At 61.7% G+C, this 20,791-nt stretch carries 3 protein-coding genes; 2 read left to right on the top strand and 1 reads right to left on the bottom strand.

What is annotated here, in order from left to right:
• The first annotated feature begins 2 nt into the window (after positions 1-2).
• Both P5706_RS13855 and P5706_RS13860 read left to right on the top strand, forming a co-directional pair.
• A complete protein-coding gene (locus P5706_RS13855; protein WP_352231390.1) occupies positions 3-7,784 on the top strand; it encodes a non-ribosomal peptide synthetase in 7,782 nt (2,593 codons plus the stop codon).
• 10 nt (positions 7,785-7,794) lie between these two features.
• On the top strand, positions 7,795-18,201 hold the full coding sequence (locus P5706_RS13860) for an amino acid adenylation domain-containing protein (protein WP_502945478.1): 10,407 nt from the start codon (positions 7,795-7,797) through the stop codon (positions 18,199-18,201).
• 136 nt (positions 18,202-18,337) lie between these two features.
• On the opposite strand, the gene P5706_RS13865 is transcribed toward P5706_RS13860, so the two are convergent.
• Entirely contained in the window at positions 18,338-20,716 is a 2,379-nt protein-coding gene (locus tag P5706_RS13865) for a TonB-dependent siderophore receptor (RefSeq protein WP_285679571.1), read from the bottom strand.
• Positions 20,717-20,791 lie beyond the last annotated feature (75 nt).

Consider the following 20,791-nt stretch of genomic DNA (forward strand, 5'->3'; position numbering starts at 1 on the left):
CCATGCTTTCCAACCCTAATATCGATCTGGTTTCGCGCTTTCTTCGCCTGCCTCTGGAACAGCGTCAACAGTTCTACCAACGCCTGCAAAGCCGTGGCATGAGTTTCGCGCAATTGCCGATCGCCTCTATTCGCGAGGAGGGCGAGCACGCGCCGCTCTCTTATGCCCAGGAGCGCCAGTGGTTTCTCTGGCAACTGGACCCCGACAGCGCGGCCTATCACGTCCCCGGCGCCTTGCGCCTGAGCGGGCGCCTGGACAAGGCCGCACTGCAACGCAGCTTCGACACGCTGGTGGCACGCCATGAGAGCCTGCGCACCCGTTTGCATCTGGAGGGCGAGCAGCGTGCCCAGCAAGTATTGGCCCAGGCTGTGATCGAGATCGCTGAACACCCAGCCGACGAGGCCGGGCTAAAAGCAAGCGTCGAAGCTGAAATTGCCCGACCTTTCGATTTGCAGCAAGGTCCGTTATTGCGGGTCAGCTTGTTCGGCCTAAGCGAAGAAGAACATGTGCTGGTGCTGGTTCAGCACCATATCGTCTCTGACGGTTGGTCGATGGGTGTGATGGTGCAAGAGCTGATGCAGCTTTATGCCGCCTACAGCCAGGGCCAGGACTGCACGTTGGCGCCGCTGCCGATCCAGTACGCCGACTACGCAGTGTGGCAACGCCGCTGGATGGAAGCGGGGGAGAAGGCCCGCCAGTTGGATTACTGGCGTGAGCTGCTCAGCGGCACGCAGCCGGTGCTGGAACTGCCGCTCGATTACCCGCGCCCGGCACAGCAGAGTTTCCTTGGCGCACGCCAGGACATGGCCCTGGAACCCGCCCTGGTCGCCGGCCTCAAGGCCTTGGCGCAGCGCGAAGGGGTGACGCTGTTCATGCTGCTGTTGGCGTCGTTCCAGGCATTTCTGTACCGCTACAGCGGGCAGTCGGATATTCGCGTCGGCGTGCCGATCGCCAACCGCAACCGTGTCGAGACCGAATCGCTGATCGGCTTTTTCGTCAACACGCAGGTGCTCAAGGCCGATCTCGACGGCCAGATGACCTTCGCCCAACTGCTGCAACACACCAAGCGCCGCGCGCTGGAAGCCCAGGCCCATCAGGATTTGCCCTTCGAGCAACTGGTCGAAGCACTGCAACCCGAACGCAGCCTTAGCCATAACCCGCTGTTTCAGGTGATGTTCAACCATCAGGCCAAGACCCAAGCCGCAGAGCAGCAACTGCCGGGCCTGCGTGTGGCCAGCCTCGAACTGGAAACCCAGAGCGCCCAGTTTGACCTGAGCCTGGATACCCAGGAAACCGGCGACGGCCTCTGGGCCTCCCTGACCTATGCCACCGACTTGTTCAGCGCGGCGACGGCCTCGCGCATGCTGGGCCATTGGCTGAACCTGTTGCGCGCCGCCGTGACCCACCCTGCAACGGCCTTGCAGGACCTGGCGACGCTGAACGCCACGGAGCGCCAACAGCTGATTCATCAGTGGAATGCCACCGAGCGCGCCTACCCGCAAGGCCAGTGGGTGCATCAGTTGATTGAAGCGCAGGTGCTCAATCAGCCGGATGCAGCGGCATTGCGCTTTGGTGACGTGGCGCTGAGTTACGCCGAACTGAACCGCCGCGCCAATCGCCTGGCCCATCGTTTGGTCGAGGCCGGCGTTGGCCCGGATTCGCTGGTGGGGCTCGCGGTGGAGCGCTCCATCGAGATGGTGGTGGGGCTGCTGGCGGTGCTCAAGGCCGGTGGCGCGTATGTGCCGCTGGACCCGGAATACCCGCGTGAACGGCTGGCCTACATGCTTGACGACAGCGGCGTGAAGTTGCTGCTGACTCAGGCGCATTTGCTCGAACAATTGCCGATCCCACAAGGGTTGGAAACCCTGGTGCTGGGTGAGTCCGGCTTCGACAGCTACAGCGACGCAAACCCGAATATCGTGCTGGACGGCGAAAACCTCGCCTACGTGATCTACACCTCCGGTTCCACCGGCCAACCCAAAGGCGCCGGCAACCGCCATTCAGCGTTGCTCAATCGCCTGCAATGGATGCAGGAAGCTTACGGCCTGGATGTCAGCGACAGCGTGTTGCAAAAGACCCCGTTCAGCTTTGACGTGTCGGTGTGGGAGTTCTTCTGGCCCCTGATGACCGGCGCGCGCCTGGTCGTTGCAGCACCGGGCGATCACCGTGACCCGGCGCGGTTGGTCAGCCTGATCACTGCCGAACAGATCACCACGCTGCACTTTGTACCTTCGATGTTGCAGGCGTTCCTGCAAGACCCGGCGGTTTCGACCTGCCACAGCGTGCAGCGCATTGTATGCAGCGGCGAGGCGCTGCCGGTGGATGCGCAACAGCAAGTCCTGGCCAAACTGCCGCAAGCCGGGCTGTATAACCTCTACGGTCCAACCGAAGCCGCCATCGACGTGACCCACTGGACCTGTGTCGATGAAGGGCGTGACGCCGTGCCGATTGGTCGCCCGATTGCCAATCTGGGCTGCTACATCCTCGACAGCCTTTTCGAACCGGTACCGATTGGCGTGCTGGGCGAGCTTTACTTGGGCGGCGTCGGCCTGGCCCGTGGTTATCACCGCCGTCCCGCATTGACCGCCGAGCGTTTTATCGCTCATCCCTTTGTCAGCGGTGAGCGTCTGTACCGCAGCGGCGACCTGGCGCGGTATCGCGCCGACGGCGTGATCGAATATGCCGGGCGGGCCGATCATCAGGTCAAGTTGCGTGGCTTGCGTATCGAATTGGGCGAAATCGAAGCGCGTTTGCTGGAACACGGTTACGTCCGCGAAGCGGCCGTGTTGGCGCTGGACGGCAAATACCTGGTGGGCTACCTGGTGCTGCAAAACGCCGCTGATGACTGGCGCGATGTGCTCGGTGTTCATCTGGGTGAAACGTTGCCGGATTACATGGTGCCCGCACAATGGATGCTGCTGGAGCAGATGCCCCTGAGCCCAAACGGCAAGCTTGACCGCAAGGCGCTGCCCAAGCCCGAAGCCACGCAGCAATATGAAGCCCCGCAAAGCGCGCTGGAGCAGCAAATCGCCGCCATCTGGGCCGATGTGCTGGGCATCGAACAGGTGGGGTTGAACGACAACTTCTTCGAGCGCGGCGGTGACTCAATCATCTCGATCCAGGTGGTCAGCCGCGCGCGTGCCGCCGGTATTCATTTCACCGCCAAGGCGTTGTTCCAGCATCAAACCGTGCGCAGTCTCGCGCGGGTCGCGCAGTTGCAAACCGCGCGGGTGATCGATCAAGGTTCGGTGCAGGGTGAGACGCCGTTGCTGCCGTTCCAGCAGTTGTTCTTCGACATGCAGCTGCCGGACTCGCATCACTGGAACCAATCCTTCTTGCTGACGCCACGCCAAACGCTTGAGGGCGATCGTCTGGAAACCGCGTTGCAAGGCCTGATTGCCCACCACGATGTGTTGCGTTTGCGCTTCAGCCAGCACCCTGAGGGTTGGCAAGCCGAGCATGCTGCGGCCGGTTCGCCGGTACTCTGGCAAGCCATGGTGGCGGATGCCAGCGAGTTGACCGCGCTCTGCGAAAAAGCCCAGCGCAGCCTCGACCTGCAACAGGGGCCATTGCTGCGTGCGGTATTGGTCGAGCTGGCAGACGGTTCCCAGCGCCTGTTGCTGGTGATGCACCACTTGGTGGTGGACGGCGTGTCCTGGCGGGTGTTCCTTGAAGACCTGCAAACGCTGTATCGCGAACAAAAATTGCCGGCCAAGACCTCTTCATTCAAAGCCTGGGCCGAGCGCTTGCAAGCTCACGCCCGTAGCGCTGCGATGGCGTCCGAGCAAGCCTTTTGGCTGCAACAGCTTCAAGGTGCGGCCACCGACTTGCCGTGCCGCGACCCGCAAGGCGCGCGTCCCGGCGGCCTCGCCCAGACTGTGGTCAGCCAACTGGATGCCGAACGCACGCGGCAATTGCTGCAACAGGCGCCGACGGCCTACCGCACCCAGATCAACGACCTGCTGCTCACGGCGCTGGCGCGGGTGATCTGCCAGTGGACGGGCCACGCCTCGAGCCTGATCCAGCTGGAGGGCCACGGTCGTGAGGATCTGTTTGACGACATCGACCTGACGCGCACCCTGGGGTGGTTCACCAGCCTGTTTCCGGTGCGCCTGACCCCCGACGCTTCCTTGGCGGTTTCGATCAAACAGATCAAGGAGCAACTGCGCAGCGTGCCGCATAAAGGCCTGGGGTTTGGCGCTTTGCGTTACCTGGGCGATGACGCCACACGTGAGGCGTTCAGTGCTTTGCCAGCGCCGCGCATCACCTTCAACTACCTGGGCCAGGTCGACGGCAGTTTCGACCAGCCGGACACGCTGTTCGCGCCCGCCACAGAAAGCGCCGGGGCCGAACAAAGCCCGGACGCGCCGCTCGGCAACTGGCTGACGCTCAACGGCCAGGTCTATGGCGGCGAACTGCAACTGGGCTGGACGTTCAGCCCGCTGATGTTCGACCCCGCTGTGATTGAAACCCTGAGCGCGGCTTATACCCGCGAACTCAACGCGCTGATCGAACATTGCTGCACGCCTGGCAATGGCGGTGTGACCGCTTCCGATTTCCCGTTATCGCGCTTGAACCAATCGCAGTTGGAGTCGTTGCCGCTGGCCTTCGATGCCGTTGAAGACATCTACACCTTGTCGCCCATGCAGCAGGGCATGCTCTTTCACACGCTCTATGAGCAGACGGCGGGCGACTACATCAACCAGATCCGCGTGACGGCGCAAGGCCTGGACGTGGCGCGCTTCCAGCACGCCTGGGATGCCACGGTGCAGGCCCATGATGTGCTGCGCAGCGGGTTCTTCTGGGAAGGCCAACTGGAGTGGCCGTGCCAGGTGGTGTACCGCGAGGCGCGGTTGCCGATTCAGGTGCTGGATTGGCGCGCCATGCCGGAGCGCGAACTGGAACTGCGCAAGCTGCAACAGGCTCAGCGCCGCCAGGGTTTTGACCTGGCCAAGGCACCGCTGGTGCGCCTGATACTGGTGCGCACCGATGAGCAGTGCCATGAACTGATCTACACAAACCACCACATCCTGATGGATGGATGGAGCAATTCGCGGCTGTTCGGCGAAGTGCTGCAACGCTATGCCGGTGTGGCAGTGCCGGAAGCGGCCGGGCGCTATCGCGATTACATCGGCTGGCTGCAACAGCGTGATGCCGCTGCGACCGAAGCCTTCTGGCGCGAACAATTGAGTGCATTGCAAACCCCGACACGACTGGGCAGCAGCCAGCCGACGGCGGCGCAAGGGCACGGCGAGCATCAACTGGCGCTTGATCGCACCCTCACGACTCAACTTGAGTCCTTCGCCCGAAGCCACAAGGTCACGCTCAACACCTTGATCCAGGCGGCGTGGCTGATCCTGTTGCAGCGTCACAGTGGCCAGGCGGTAGTGGCTTTCGGTGCTACCGTGGCCGGGCGCCCGGCGGAGCTTGCGGGCGTTGAGCAGCAGATCGGTCTGTTCATCAACACCTTGCCGGTGATCTGCGCGGTCGAGGGGCAGGTGTCAGTGGCCGACTGGTTGCAAGCCGTGCAGGCGCAAAACCTGGCCTTGCGTGAGCATGAACACACTGGCCTGTATGACATTCAGCGCTGGGCCGGGCAGGGCGGTGAAGCCTTGTTCGACAATATCCTGGTGTTTGAAAACTACCCGGTGTCCAAAGCCCTGGCGCAAAGCGGCGGCAGCGGCATTCGATTTGGCGAACCCCACGCCCATGAACAAACCAACTTCCCGCTCACGGTGCTGGTGGATCTGGGCGAAACGCTGTCGGTGCAGTTCAGCTTTGCCCGCGCGCATTTCCATGAAGACCGGGTGCAAGGCTATGGCCGGCATCTGGTCAACCTGCTGCAAGCCATGCTTAAGGGTGGGCAGCAACGCCTGGGTGAGCTGGCGATGCTCGACGCCACTGAGCGCCAACAGGTGATTCAGGACTGGAACGCCACATCGCGCGATTACCCGTTGCAGCACACCGTGCATCAACTGATTGAAGCGCAGGTTGCGCTCACGCCAGAGGCACCGGCACTGGTGTTTGCCGAGCAACGCTTGAATTACTCTGAGCTGAACCGTCGCGCCAATCGCCTGGCCCATCGTCTGATCGAAGCGGGCGTTGGCCCGGACTCGCTGGTAGGGCTGGCGGTGGAGCGTTCCATCGAGATGGTGGTCGGCCTGCTGGCGGTGCTCAAGGCCGGTGGCGCGTATGTGCCGCTGGACCCGGACTACCCGCGTGAACGCCTGGCCTACATGCTTGAGGACAGCGGCGTTAAGCTGCTGCTGACTCAAGCGCATCTGCGTGAGCAGTTGCCGATTCCACATGGCCTGGAAACGCTGGTACTTGGCGAGACGGGGTTCGACAGCTATAGCGCAGAGAATCCGGGTATTACTCTGGACGGCGAAAACCTCGCCTACGTGATTTACACCTCCGGTTCCACCGGCCAGCCCAAAGGCGCCGGCAACCGTCATTCGGCGCTGACCAACCGCCTGCAATGGATGCAGGAAACCTACGGCCTGGATGTCAGCGACAGCGTGCTGCAAAAGACCCCGTTCAGCTTTGACGTGTCGGTGTGGGAGTTCTTCTGGCCACTGATGACCGGCGCACGCCTGGTCGTCGCCGCGCCGGGCGACCACCGTGATCCGGCCAGGCTGGTCAGCCTGATCAATGCCGAACAGGTCACCACGCTGCACTTTGTACCCTCGATGTTGCAGGCCTTTATGCAGGACCCCACCGTTGCGACGTGCCACACCTTGCACCGCATCGTGTGCAGCGGCGAGGCGCTGCCGGTGGATGCGCAACAGCAAGTCTTCGCCAAATTGCCGCAAGCCGAGCTGTACAACCTTTACGGCCCGACCGAAGCCGCCATCGATGTGACCCACTGGACCTGCATTGATGAAGGTCGTGATTCGGTGCCGATTGGCCGCCCGATTGCCAACCTGGGCTGCTACATCCTCGATGGCAACTTTGAGCCAGCGCCCGTGGGCGTATTGGGCGAACTGTACCTGGGCGGTGTCGGCCTGGCCCGAGGTTACCATCGCCGCCCGGCATTGACCGCCGAGCGCTTCATAGCCAACCCCTTTGTCAACGGTGAGCGTCTGTATCGCACTGGCGACCTGGCGCGCTATCGCGACGACGGCGTGATCGAGTACGCCGGGCGTATCGACCATCAAGTCAAGTTGCGTGGCTTGCGTATCGAGTTGGGTGAAATCGAAGCGCGCCTGCTGGAGCACGAGTGGGTGCGTGAAGCCGCGGTGCTGGCCGTCGACGGCAAATACCTGGTGGGCTACCTGGTGCTGCAAAACGCCGCCGCCGACTGGCGCGACGTGTTGAGCGCGCACTTGGCCCAACACCTGCCGGACTACATGGTGCCCGCGCAATGGATGCTGCTGGAACAGATGCCCCTGAGCCCCAACGGCAAGCTCGACCGCAAGGCGCTGCCCAAGGTGGACGCCAACCTGCAAGCGCGCGAATACGTGGCGCCGGACAGCGACCTGGAACAACAGATCGCCGCGATCTGGGCCGAAGTGCTCGACGTGCAGCGGGTGGGCCTGAACGACAACTTCTTCGAGTTGGGCGGGCATTCCCTGTTGGCGACCCAAGTGGTGGTACGCCTGCGGGAGCAGTTGCACGCCGAATTCGACGTCAAATCGATCTTCACCACCCCGACCCTGGCGGATTTCAGTGCCTATGTAGCCACCCAGCAAACAAATAATTCACCGGTGCAGGATGCATTGGCTAAATCCTTGGAGGCCCTCAAACGTCTATCAGCAGAAGATTTGGATAAATTGATTTCCTGAGGGGCGTGGCGTGCAAGCATTAATCGAGTCGGTAGGTTCACTTTCTGCGCAACAAAAGAAAGCGTTGGCGGTAATGCTCAAGCAGCAAGGCATCAACCTGTTTGAGATTGCCCCGGTTTTCAAGCGTCAGGAAGGCGAGCCGCTGCGACTCTCTTATGCCCAGGAGCGGCAGTGGTTTTTGTGGCAGTTGGAGCCGCAGAGCCCTGCCTACCATTTGCCACGTGCGTTGCGGTTGAAAGGTCGACTTGATCGGTCGGCCTTGCAGCGCAGCTTTGATGCCTTGATTGCCCGTCACGAAAGTTTGCGCACCTGCCTGCATCAAGACGTCGATCAGGTATTACAGGTGGTGAAGCCGGACATGCACCTTGAGATCGCTGAGGGTGTGGGTGAGCGCACGCAACTCGAAGCTCAAGTGCAAGCCGAAGTCGCCAAACCCTTCGATCTGCAACAGGGCCCGCTGTTGCGGGTGAAATTACTGCAGCTGGCGCCGGATGAGCATGTACTGGTACTGGTGTTGCACCACATTGTCTCCGACGGCTGGTCGATGCAGGTCATGGTCGATGAGCTGGTGCAGTTGTACGTGGGCTACAGCCAGGGGCAGGATGTGCGCTTGCCTGAATTGCCGGTTCAATACCCCGACTATGCCTTGTGGCAGCGCAGTTGGATGGACGCCGGCGAAAAAGAGCGCCAGCTGGGTTACTGGGTTGAGCTGTTGGGCGGTGAGCAGCCGGTGTTAGAGTTGCCCCTGGATCATCCGCGCCCGCCGGTGCAAAGCTATCGAGGCGCGCGTCTGGACATGGACCTGGACGCTGTGTTGGTCAGCAGTCTCAAGGCGCTGGCTCAACGCGAAGGTGTGACGTTGTTCATGCTGTTGCTGGCGTCCTTCCAAACGCTGTTGTATCGCTACAGCGGGCAGTCGGATATCCGCGTCGGTGTGCCGATCGCCAACCGTAATCGTGCAGAAACCGAGCGCCTTATCGGCTTCTTCGTCAATACCCAGGTGTTCAAGGCCGATATCGACGGGCAGATGCCCTTCAGTCAGTTGCTGGCCCAGGTCAAGCAACGCGCACTCCAGGCGCAGAGCCATCAGGATCTGCCGTTCGAGCAGCTTGTCGAGGCGCTGCAACCGGAGCGCAGCCTGAGCCATAACCCGTTGTTTCAGGTGATGTTCAACCACCAGACTGAAGCCAATAAGTCGCGGGGCGAGCTGCAATTGCCGGGCCTGGCACTTGAGGCGCTGGAGTGGGACAGTCAGAGCGCACAGTTTGACCTTAGCCTGGATACTCAAGAATCCCCGCAAGGTATCTGGGCTTCGCTGACCTACGCCACTGACCTGTTTGACGCGCCCACTGTGCAGCGCATGGCCGAGCATTGGCAGCGCTTGCTGCGCGCGATTGTCGGGCGTGCGGACACCCGTGTGGCGCAGTTGGCAATGCTGATCGATGCAGAACAGCGTGACTTGCTGTATGGCTGGAACCAGGGTGGCCCTGTGTTCGAAGCGGCGGCAGGAGTTCACGGATTGTTCGAGGCCCAGGTGCAAAGCCGCCCGGAGGCGGTTGCACTGTGCCTGGACGAACACACCATCAGCTATGCCGAGTTGAATCGCCAGGCCAACCGCCTGGCGCATGCACTGATTGAGCGCGATGTCGGCCCGGAAGTGCGGGTGGGTGTAGCGGTCGAGCGTTCGTTCGAGATGGTGGTTGGCTTGTTGGCCGTGCTCAAGGCTGGTGGCGCTTATGTGCCGTTGGACCCGCAATACCCGCGTGAACGCCTGCTGCACATGCTTGAGGACAGCGGTGTGCGTTTGGTGCTGACGCAATCCCATGTGCTGATGCCGCTGCCCGAAGGCATGGCGACGCTGGATGTGGCGGATTCGAGCCTGGTCAACTACGGCGAGAGCAACCCGCAGGTCAAGGTCGACAAACACAACCTGGCGTACGTGATTTACACCTCAGGCTCCACCGGCAAGCCCAAAGGCGTGGCCATCGATCATGCGGCGCTGACCGAGTTTTCCCGGATGGCCGCCGACTATTCGCGCCTGACCCAGGATGACCGCGTACTGCAATTCGCTACCTTGAATTTCGACGGTTTCGTCGAGCAGCTCTACCCGGCGCTGACCCACGGCGCGACAGTGGTCCTGCGAGGGCCGCAGCTGTGGGACAGCGCTCGACTGTACGACGAAATCATCGCCCAAGGCATCACGCTGGCCGACTTGCCGACCGCTTACTGGAACCTGTTCCTGCTCGATTGCCTGGCGGTGGGCCCTCGATCCTATGGCGCGCTTCGACAAGTCCACATCGGTGGCGAAGCCATGCCACTGGATGGCCCGGCGCAGTGGGTGAAAGCCGGTCTTGGCCATGTGCGCTTGCTCAACACCTATGGCCCTACAGAAGCGACCGTGGTGTCGAGTGTGCTGGATTGCACATCCGCTGCTGAAATCGTCGGTGCCACCGCCAGCCCGATTGGCCGTTCCTTGCCAGGCCGTGCCCTTTACGTGCTGGACCGCGACCTGAACCTGGCGCCGTTGGGGGCGGTGGGCGAGCTGTACATCGGCAGCCGTTGTGGTTTGGCGCGCGCCTATTTGAACCGCGCGCTGCTCACGGCTGAGCGCTTTGTGCCGGACCGGTTCGGCGCAACCGGTGAGCGCCTGTATCGCACTGGCGACCTGGCACGCTACCGCGCCGATGGTGTCATCGAGTATGTCGGGCGGGTCGATCATCAGGTCAAAATCCGCGGTTTTCGTATTGAACTGGGTGAAATCGAGGCGCTGTTGTTGGCCCAGCCCTGCGTACGCGAAACGCTGGTGCTGGCCGTCGACAATCAATTGGTCGCCTATCTGGTTGCCGAGCAGCAAGACGCCGCATCCCTCAAGCTGACGCTGCGCGAACAACTGCCGGATTATATGGTGCCGGCCCACCTCATCTTCCTCGACCGCATGCCGCTGAACCCCAACGGCAAGCTGGATCGTCACGCGCTGCCCAAACCCGACGCCAGCCAATCGCAGCAGGCATGGGTGGCACCGGTGACTGAGCTGGAGCAGCAGGTCGCGGCCGTATGGGCGAATATTCTGGGCGTTGAGCGCGTAGGGTTGACCGACCATTTCTTTGAGATGGGCGGGCATTCACTGCTGGCCATGCAGGTGGTTTCACGCTTGCGTCATACGCTGGGGCGCGAAGTACCGCTCAAGCTGGTGTTCGAGCAGCCGCGCCTGGAAGGGTTCGCTGGCGCTTTGCACGCCTTGGAAGGGGGGCTCGGTGAGCAGGCGCCGGCACTGGTGCCGGTCGGCCGTGACCAGCCGTTGCCACTGTCCTATGCTCAGGAGCGTCAGTGGTTCCTTTGGCAACTGGCCCCTGACAGCGCCGCCTACCATATCCCCAGTGCCTTGCGCCTCAAGGGGCCGCTGGATACCGCGGCGTTGCAGCGCAGTTTCGATGTGCTGGTCGCTCGCCATGAAAGCCTGCGCACCTGCGTAGAACAGCACGCGGAGGGTGCGCGGCAACTCATCCATGCGCAGGCGGTGCTGCCTATCCAGTGCGTTGACGTGCAAGAAGCTGATCTGCAAGCGCAAGTCGAAGCCGAAATCGCCCACCCATTCAATCTGCAACGCGGGCCGTTGCTGCGCGTGACCTTAATGCGTGTGGCGCAGGACGATCATGTGTTGGTGCTGGTGCAGCATCACATCGTCTCTGACGGTTGGTCGATGCAAGTCATGATCGACGAGCTGGTGCAGCTCTATGCCGCGTTCAGCCAAGGCCAGGCTGTGCAGTTGCCGGTGATGCCGATCCAGTACGCCGACTTTGCCGTGTGGCAGCGTACGTGGATGGAGGCGGGTGAAAAGTCCCGCCAGCTGGATTACTGGCGTGACTTGCTCGGTGGCGAGCAGCCGGTGCTGGAGTTGCCGTTCGACCATCAACGGCCAGCGCAGCAAAGCCATCGCGGCGCGCGCCTGGATATACCGTTGCCTGCCAGCCTGGCGCAAGGGCTTAAAGCCCTGGCGCAAGCGCAGGGCGTGACGATGTTCATGTTACTGCTGGCCTCGTTCCAGACGTTGCTGCACCGCTACAGTGGCCAGCAAGACATTCGCGTAGGCGTGCCGATCGCCAATCGCAACCGTGTGGAAACCGAGCGTCTGATCGGCTTTTTCGTCAACACTCAGGTACTCAAGGCCGATATCGATGGGCACATGACGGTTGCCGAGTTGTTGGCCCAGGTCAAGCAGCGTGCGCTGGAGGCCCAGGCCCATCAGGACCTGCCGTTCGAGCAATTGGTCGAAGCCCTGCAACCCGAGCGTAGCCTGAGCCTGAACCCGCTGTTCCAGGTCATGTTCAATTATCAGAGCGAGAGTCACCTGGGCGCGCAAGCACTGACGGATTTGCACATCGAAGGCCTGGAGTGGGAGCGCCGCACCGCGCACTTCGACCTAGACTTGGACGCGCACGAAAGTACACAAGGGCTGTGGGCCTCGCTGGGCTATGCTACCGATCTGTTTGAAGCCGCCACCATTGAACGCATGGCCCGCCACTGGCAGAACCTGTTGCAGGCGATGGTTGCCGATCAGCAGCAGAACATCGGCCAGTTGCACCTGTTGGATGACGACGAGCAGCAGCACATCCTGCAACTGTGGAACTGCACCGACTCCGGTTTCTCGGCCGAACGCTTGGTGCATGAGCTGTTCGCCGATCGCGCCCGGGAAAACCCGGATGCGGTGGCGGTCAAATTCGATACGCAAACCCTGACTTATGGCGAGCTGGATCGCCAGGCCAACCGCCTGGCCCATGCGCTGATCGCCCGTGGCGTCGGCCCGGAAGTGCGGGTGGCGATTGCCATGCCGCGCAGTGCCGAAATTATGGTGGCGTTCCTTGCGGTGATGAAAGCTGGCGGCGTGTATGTGCCGCTGGACATCGAATACCCGCGTGATCGCCTGCTGTACATGATGCAAGACAGCCGCGCGAAATTGCTGCTGAGCCACAGCAGTGCCTTGGCGCAATTGCCGGTAGCGGAAGGGCTCGAAACCCTGGCCATTGACCGCACCGAAGACTGGACCGGCTACAGCGATACCGCGCCGCAGGTGAATCTGGATGGCGACAACCTCGTCTACGTGATCTACACCTCCGGCTCCACCGGCATGCCCAAGGGCGTGGCGGTTTCCCACGGGCCGTTGGTGGCGCACATCATCGCCACCGGCGAACGCTACGAAACCGGCCCGGCCGATTGCGAACTGCATTTCATGTCCTTCGCCTTCGATGGTTCCCACGAAGGCTGGATGCACCCGCTGATCAATGGCGCCAGCGTGCTGATCCGCGACGACAGCCTGTGGCTGCCGGAATACACCTACGCGCAAATGCACCGTCACAACGTGACCTTGGCCGTGTTCCCGCCGGTATACCTGCAACAGTTGGCCGAGCATGCCGAACGCGATGGCAACCCGCCCAATGTGCGCGTGTACTGCTTCGGCGGCGATGCGGTGGCGCAGGCCAGTTACGACCTGGCCTGGCGCGCACTCAAACCGACTTACCTGTTCAACGGCTACGGCCCGACCGAAACCGTGGTCACGCCGCTGCTGTGGAAAGCCCGTCGCGGCGATCCGTGCGGCGCGGTCTATGCGCCAATCGGCACATTGTTGGGCAACCGCAGCGGCTACGTGCTGGACTCACAACTCAACCTGCAACCGATCGGCGTGGCCGGTGAGCTGTACCTGGGCGGCGAAGGCGTGGCGCGTGGTTATCTGGAACGCCCGGCACTCACCGCTGAACGTTTTGTGCCGGACCCATTCGGCAAGCCCGGCAGCCGCGTGTACCGCAGTGGCGACCTGACCCGTGGGCGTGCGGACGGCGTGGTGGATTACCTCGGGCGTGTCGACCATCAGGTGAAAATCCGTGGTTTCCGTATTGAGTTGGGCGAAATCGAAGCGCGCTTGCGTGAGCAGGATGCGGTCGGTGAAACGGTCGTCGTGGCCCAGGAAAGTCCGAGCGGCAAGCAGTTGGTGGCGTACGTCGTGCCCGCTGAGCCCGTGGCCGACCCGGTCGCATTCCGCGAAGCCTTGCGACGTGCCCTGAAAGCCCGTCTGCCCGACTATATGGTGCCTGCGCACTTCATGTTCCTGGACCAGATGCCGTTGACGCCCAACGGCAAGCTCGACCGTAAGGGCTTGCCCCAGCCGGACGCGGCGCAGTCGCAAGGTGTGTGGGTTGAGCCGGTTACGCCATTGCAACAGCAGGTCGCGGCGATTTGGGCCCAGGTGCTGGGCGCTGCGCGCATTGGCCTGACGGATCATTTCTTCGAGTTGGGCGGGCACTCGTTGCTGGCCATGCAGGTGATTTCTCGAGTGCGCCAGTTGCTTGAACGCGACGTGCCACTGCGCACCTTGTTTGAGCAGCCGCAACTGCAAGGGTTTGTGCTCGCACTGCAAGCCGCTGAAGAAGATCTGGCGCCACCGCTGGTGGCGATTGGGCGCGATCAGCCGTTAGTGTTGTCCTTTGCCCAGGAGCGCCAATGGTTTCTTTGGCAACTGGATCCGCAAAGCGCCGCTTACCATATCCCGAGCATTCTGCGCCTGAGCGGTCGCCTTGATCAGCCTGCCTTGCAGTGCAGTTTTGACCGTTTGGTGGCTCGACATGAGAGCTTGCGCACCCGCATCGATCAGCAGGATGAGCGCGCAGTGCAGGTGATTTTGCCCGCCGAACCGTTGCTGATCCTGCGAGGCGATGCGACTGAGAAAACGTTGCAGCAGCAGGTAGAAGCCGAAATCGCCAAGCCCTTCAACCTGCAGCAGGGGCCGCTGCTGCGCGTCACCTTGTTGCGTCTGGCCGACGATGAGCACGTACTGGTGCTGGTGCAGCACCATATCGTTTCCGATGGCTGGTCGATGCAGGTGATGGTCGACGAACTGGTGCAGTTGTATAGCGCCTACAACCAGGGCGAGGTCGCGCAGTTGCCGGCGTTGGCCTTGCAGTATGCCGACTACGCACACTGGCAACGCGAGTGGATGGCGGCGGGTGAGCGCGAGCGTCAATTGGCTTACTGGAGCGAGCTGCTGGGCGGTGAGCAACCGGTATTGGAGCTGCCCACCACGCACGCCCGCCCGGCGCTGCAAAGCTATCGCGGCGCCAGCCTGGAGCTTGAGTTGCCGACGCAACTGGCCGAAGGGCTCAACGCATTGGCGCAGCGCGAAGGCGTGACGTTGTTCATGCTGTTGCTGGCGTCCTTTCAGGGTTTGTTGTACCGCTACAGTGGCCAGCACGACATCCGTGTCGGGGTGCCGATCGCCAACCGCAACCGGGTTGAGGTCGAGCGGTTGGTCGGCTTCTTTGTCAACACGCAGGTGCTCAAGGCCGACCTTGACGAGCAGATCACCGTCACCCAACTGCTGCAACAGGCTAAACGCCGCAGCCTGGATGCGCAGAGCCATCAGGACCTGCCCTTCGAGCAACTGGTCGAAGCCCTGCAGCCGGAGCGCAGCCTGAGCCATAACCCGTTGTTCCAGGTGTTGTTCAACCATCAGAGCGATGCGGGGTTGGCTACCCGTGGCCGTCAGTTGCCCGACTTGCGGGTGGAGGGCCTGGATTGGGGCAGCCAGACCGCGCAGTTCGATCTGAGCCTGGACACCCAGGCCACCGCGCAGGGTATCTGGGCCACCCTGACCTATGCGACCGACCTGTTCGAGCCGGCCATGCTCAAGCGCATGCTGGCGCACTGGCAAAATCTATTGCAAGGCATGCTCGACGACCCGCAACAGCGCGTCAGCCAGTTGCCGCTGTTGGGCGACGCCGAGGAACGTAGCGCGCTGCAAGACTGGAACGCCACTGCTCGCGATTACACGCAGCAGCCTGTGCATCAGTTGATCGAAGGCCAGGTCGAACTCACGCCGGATGCCGAGGCGCTGGTATTTGCCGGGCAGCGCTTGACCTACACCCAACTTAATCGGCAGGCCAACCGCCTGGCCCATCGCCTGATGGACGCCGGTGTCGGCCCCGACGTGTTGGTGGGGCTGGCCGTGGAGCGTTCGATAGAAATGGTCGTCGGCCTGTTGGCGGTACTCAAGGCCGGTGGCGCTTATGTGCCGCTCGATCCGGAATACCCACGCGAGCGACTGGCCTACATGCTGGAAGACAGCGGCGTGAGTATGTTGCTGACCCAGGCCCATCTGCTGAGTCGATTGCCGATTCCACACGGAGTGGACACGCTGGTGTTGGGCGAGTCCGATTTCGACAGTTACAGCGAAGCCAATCCCATTAGCGTGCTGAGCGGCGAAAACCTCGCCTATGTGATTTACACCTCCGGCTCCACCGGCCAGCCCAAAGGTGCGGGAAACCGCCACTGTGCGCTGACTAACCGCCTGTGCTGGATGCAGGAAGCCTACCGGTTGAATGCCCGTGACACGGTGCTGCAAAAGACCCCGTTCAGCTTCGACGTGTCGGTGTGGGAGTTCTTCTGGCCGCTGATGACCGGCGCGCGCCTGGTGGTGGCTGCGCCGGGGGATCACCGCGACCCGGCCAGGCTGGTAGCGCTGATCAACACCGAACAGGTGACCACGCTGCACTTTGTGCCGTCGATGCTGCAAGCTTTCCTGCAAGACCCGGCCGTTGCTTCCTGCCACGCCTTGCAACGCATTGTGTGCAGCGGCGAAGCGCTACCGGTGGATGCGCAACAGCAGGTCTTGCGCAAGCTGCCGCAAACCGCGTTGTACAACCTGTATGGCCCGACCGAAGCCGCCATCGACGTGACCCACTGGACTTGCGTTGACGAAGGGCGTGACACGGTGCCCATTGGCCAGCCGATCGCCAACCTGTGCACCTATGTGCTGGACGCACAACTGCAAGCGACCGCTGTGGGCGTGGCAGGTGAGTTGTACCTGGGCGGTATCGGCTTGGCACGCGGTTATCATCGACGCCCTGGGCTCACAGCCGAACGGTTTGTTGCTTCGCCGTTCGCGCCGGGAGAGCGCCTGTATCGTACCGGCGACCGCGTGCGTCAGCGTGCCGACGGGGTTGTCGAGTACCTTGGGCGCCTGGATCATCAGGTCAAATTGCGTGGCCTGCGCATTGAACTGGGTGAAATTGAAGCGCGCGTTCTTGAGCATCCACAGGTACAGGAAGCTTCGGTCCAGGTGGTCGATGGCAAGCACCTGGTGGGCTATCTGGTGTTGCAGGCGCCGAGCGAAACCTGGCGTGAGTCACTGGGCGAACACCTCTTGGCACACCTGCCGGACTATATGGTGCCGGCGCAATGGGTGCTGCTGGCGCACATGCCCCTGAGCCCGAATGGCAAGCTGGACCGCAAGGCGTTGCCCAAGGCTGATGCGCACTTGCAAGAGCGCGTCTACCAGGCGCCGCAGACCGAATTGGAGCAGCGTCTCGCAACCATTTGGAGCGAAGTGCTTGAGGTTGAACGTGTCGGCTTGAATGACAATTTCTTTGAACTGGGTGGCCATTCGCTGTTGGTGTTGAGGCTCAAGGAGCGCATCCGCAAGGCGACCGGCACAGCGCTGTCGGTCAGCCAATTGATGCTTAACCCGAGCATTGCGGGGCAGGTCGCTTGCCTGGGGGGCGAGACCCACCAGTCGTTGATCGTCAAACTCAACAGCCAGGCCCAAGGCACGCCGCTGTTCCTGTTTCACCCCAGCTACGGTTCGGTGCATTGCTACAAGGCTATCGGCCTGGCGCTGCGTGACCAGCGGCCGGTGCTGGGGGTGATCAGTCGGGCGTTGGTCGAGGAGGGCAGTGAAGTACCCAGCTGGCAATCAATGGTCGACGACTACACCGTGCAACTGCTCGATGCCGTGCCCGAAGGCCCTTACCGCCTGGCCGGTTGGTCCCTGGGTGGCAACCTGGCCATGGAGGTTGCGTATGCGTTGGAACAGGCGGGGCGTGTGGTCGAGGTTGTGGGGTGGATCGACGCATCGCCGCCGTACTGGCTCAAGGACTATTGGGACACGGCAGTGATGACCGATGACAGTGAAGCGCCGGTTAATCAACGGCGGGTCGAGTTATTGCAGGTGATGTTTGCGCAGTCGAGCCAGCTGATCCAAGACGCATGGTTGCAAAGCCAGGCGGTTGCCGACGACGAGGTTCAGCAATGGCAGGCGTTCAGCACGTGGGCCGAAAATGCACTCGGTGAAACCTATCTTGAAGTAAAGGCCAGCTTGCTTGAAGGTGACGAAGCGCAGATCTCCTGGGAACTCGACCGTGCTCTTGGCCAGAGTCTCAAGGACGCCGACTTCAAGCCGATCCAGGCACCGATCCGTTGCTGGTGGGCGGCTGCGAGCCGGGCAGGGCAGCATCGTCAGTTGATTGAGGCAAGCATGGCGCAGGTTATGGGCCGGCCCTGTATTGAGCAATCCGTACTGATTGACTCTACCCATGACCGAATCATCGATAACGCCGCGTTTGTACAGAGCTTTGCTGATGCGATGAAGTAACCCCCCGTGTAAAAGAAACGCCCCTGGACCGATGGCCAGGGGCGTTTTTTTATCGGTGTTATTCGCCAAGCGTCACGATTTCAGCGGGCAACAAAAAGCCCCTGGCCATCAGCGATGACCAGGGGCTTGGGCTGGATCAGAAGTTCCAGCGGGTGCTGAGCATGACGTTACGCGGGTCGCCGTAGTAAGCCGAGTTGTAGAAGCCGATGTTGGTGTAGTACTTCTTGTCGAAGATGTTGTTGACGTTGAGGGTCGCCGATACGTTCTCGGTCACCTGGTAGCGGGCCATCGCGTCGACGATCCACAGTGGGTCCTGGGAGAAGTTTTCCTCAGTGCCTTTGGCGTAGTTGTTCAGCAGTTTCCAGCCAGTGCCCTGCCAGCGCACGCCGGTGCCCAGGGTCAGTTTGTCGAGTGGGCCGGTCAGCTTGTAGCTGGTGTAGATATTGACCTGATCTTCCGGTTCCCAGGTGGAGAGTTTCTCACCCTGTTTGTCGCGTATGATTTTGTGGGTATAGCCCGCCTGCAACTGCCAGCCCGGCGCCAGCTCGCCGGAGATTTCCGCTTCATAGCCTTTGGTTTTGGCTTCGGTGCCCTTGGAGGCGTAATCCAGTCCAGGGTGGCTGTCGGGGATGTAATCGGTGTCGTCGATGGGGCGGTTTTTCTCGTGAACCTCGAAGTAGGCCAGGCTCGAGTTCAGGCGGCCATCGAAGAACTCGCCTTTGAGGCCGATCTCGTAGTTCTTGCCTTCATCCGGTTCCAGCGGTTTGTCGTTGCGGTCTCGGTAATCGTCCTGCGGCAGGTAGATTTCGGTGAAGCTGGCGTAGGCCGAGAAGTTGTCGTTAAGGTCATAGGTGATGCCGGCGTACGGCACTACCTTGCCGGTGTCCTTGACCTGGCTGGTGCCGCTGACTTCATAGTTGTTGACCCGAGTGCCGAGGATCAGGTGCAAGTCATCCGCGAGACTGAAGCGCCCGGTGATGTAGCTGGCGCTCTGGCGGGTCAGCTCGTCGTTCTTTTTGGTTCGAGGACCACGGTCCGGTTTGAGAGCATCGCCGTCCCAGTTGAAATAGTCATGGCTGTTTTCGTAGTTGGTGGCGTTGGTGTAATCACTGCCTAGCCAGCGCGAACGCGAGACCGAAGTGCCGACCACCAGTTCATGTTCACGCCCGAACAGGCTGAACGGCCCGGTGGCGTAGAGATCACCCGTGTCGCTGGTGGTTTCACCATTGTAGGTTCGGGTCAGCAGCGGTGCCTTGCCCGTTTCGGCATTGGGTGACTGCAGGGCCGACAGCGGGGCTTTGTAGCCGTTGATCTGGTGGTTGTACTGCGCCTTGCCGACCCAGCCGTTGTCGAACGTGTGTTCCAGGGTGGCGAAGGCGGTACGGGTGTACTGTTTCCACTTGCTGTACTTGGCGCCGTTGTTGAAGGAGCGTGGTGTACTGATGCGGTTACCAGCCGAGTCAAAGAGTGAGGCCGAACCGGACCAGCTGGAGCCCTGCGGGTCGCTGTCCTGATAGTCGCCACCGACGGTCAGCAACGTATCCGGTGCCAGGTCGAACTCGAGAATGCCGTAGTAGACGTTGGTCTGGCGTTGGTAGTGATCGAGGAATGAATGTTTATCCTGGTACGCCGCAACAGCTCGGCCACGCACATTGCCGGTCTCGGTCAGCGGGCCGCTGACGTCGATTTCCGAACGGTAGTTGTCCCAGGAGCCTGCGCCCAGGTCGACATAGCCCTTGAATTCCGATGTGGGCTTTTTACGTACCATATTGATGGTGCCGCCCGGGCCGCCGGCGCCGGTCAGCAGGCCGGTGGCGCCCTTGAGAATTTCGACGCGGTCGTAGATCACAGTGTCGGTCAAGGTGTGGCCCGACGAGTACTGGGCATCCTGCAGGATCGGAATACCGTCGTACTGGAAGTTCTGAATGGCGAAACCGCGAGAGAAGTAGCTGGTGCGCTCGCTGTCATAGGCGGCAACAGTAATGCCCGGTGTGTGACGCATCACGTCGTCGATCGACTTGAGGTTGAAGTCGTCCATGGCCTGGCGGGTCACCACGGAAATCGATTGTGGCGTCTCACGTGGGCTTAACACCATGCGCGTCGCGGTGGCGATGGTGCCTGGGGTGTAGGAGCCGGAACCTTCGGTGATGGTCCCCAACTGGTTGGCGGTTACCTGCGTTGCGCCCAATTCCAGTGCCGACGTTTTCGCCGCGCTGATGGTGAACGAGCTGCCCTGCAGGTCATAGCTGATGCCCGTCCCGGTCAACAAGGTGGTCATGGCCTGGCCAGGTTGCAATTTGCCTTTGATCGCGTGGCTGCGTTTGCCTTCAACGTCGGTCGGGCTGTAGAGCACCTGCAAGTTGGTCTGGCGACCGAACTCCTGAAGCGCGCTCCCCAGCGGCTGTGCAGGCACATTCAGCTCGACCTCCTGCGCCTGCACATAACCTGCGACCGGCAGTGCGAGTGCAAAGGCAATGGCGCTTGGCAGCAGAGGGGTGTTCAAGAGGCGGCGCATGGAGAGTGCCTTGCTCAAGGGACTCAGACCGAACGTTGCTGGCATGGATGCATTCTCTTCTATGTTTTAAGTGGG

Origin of the sequence: Pseudomonas sp. ChxA (assembly GCF_030263855.1) — a bacterium.
Taxonomy (GTDB): domain Bacteria; phylum Pseudomonadota; class Gammaproteobacteria; order Pseudomonadales; family Pseudomonadaceae; genus Aquipseudomonas; species Aquipseudomonas fluorescens_CB.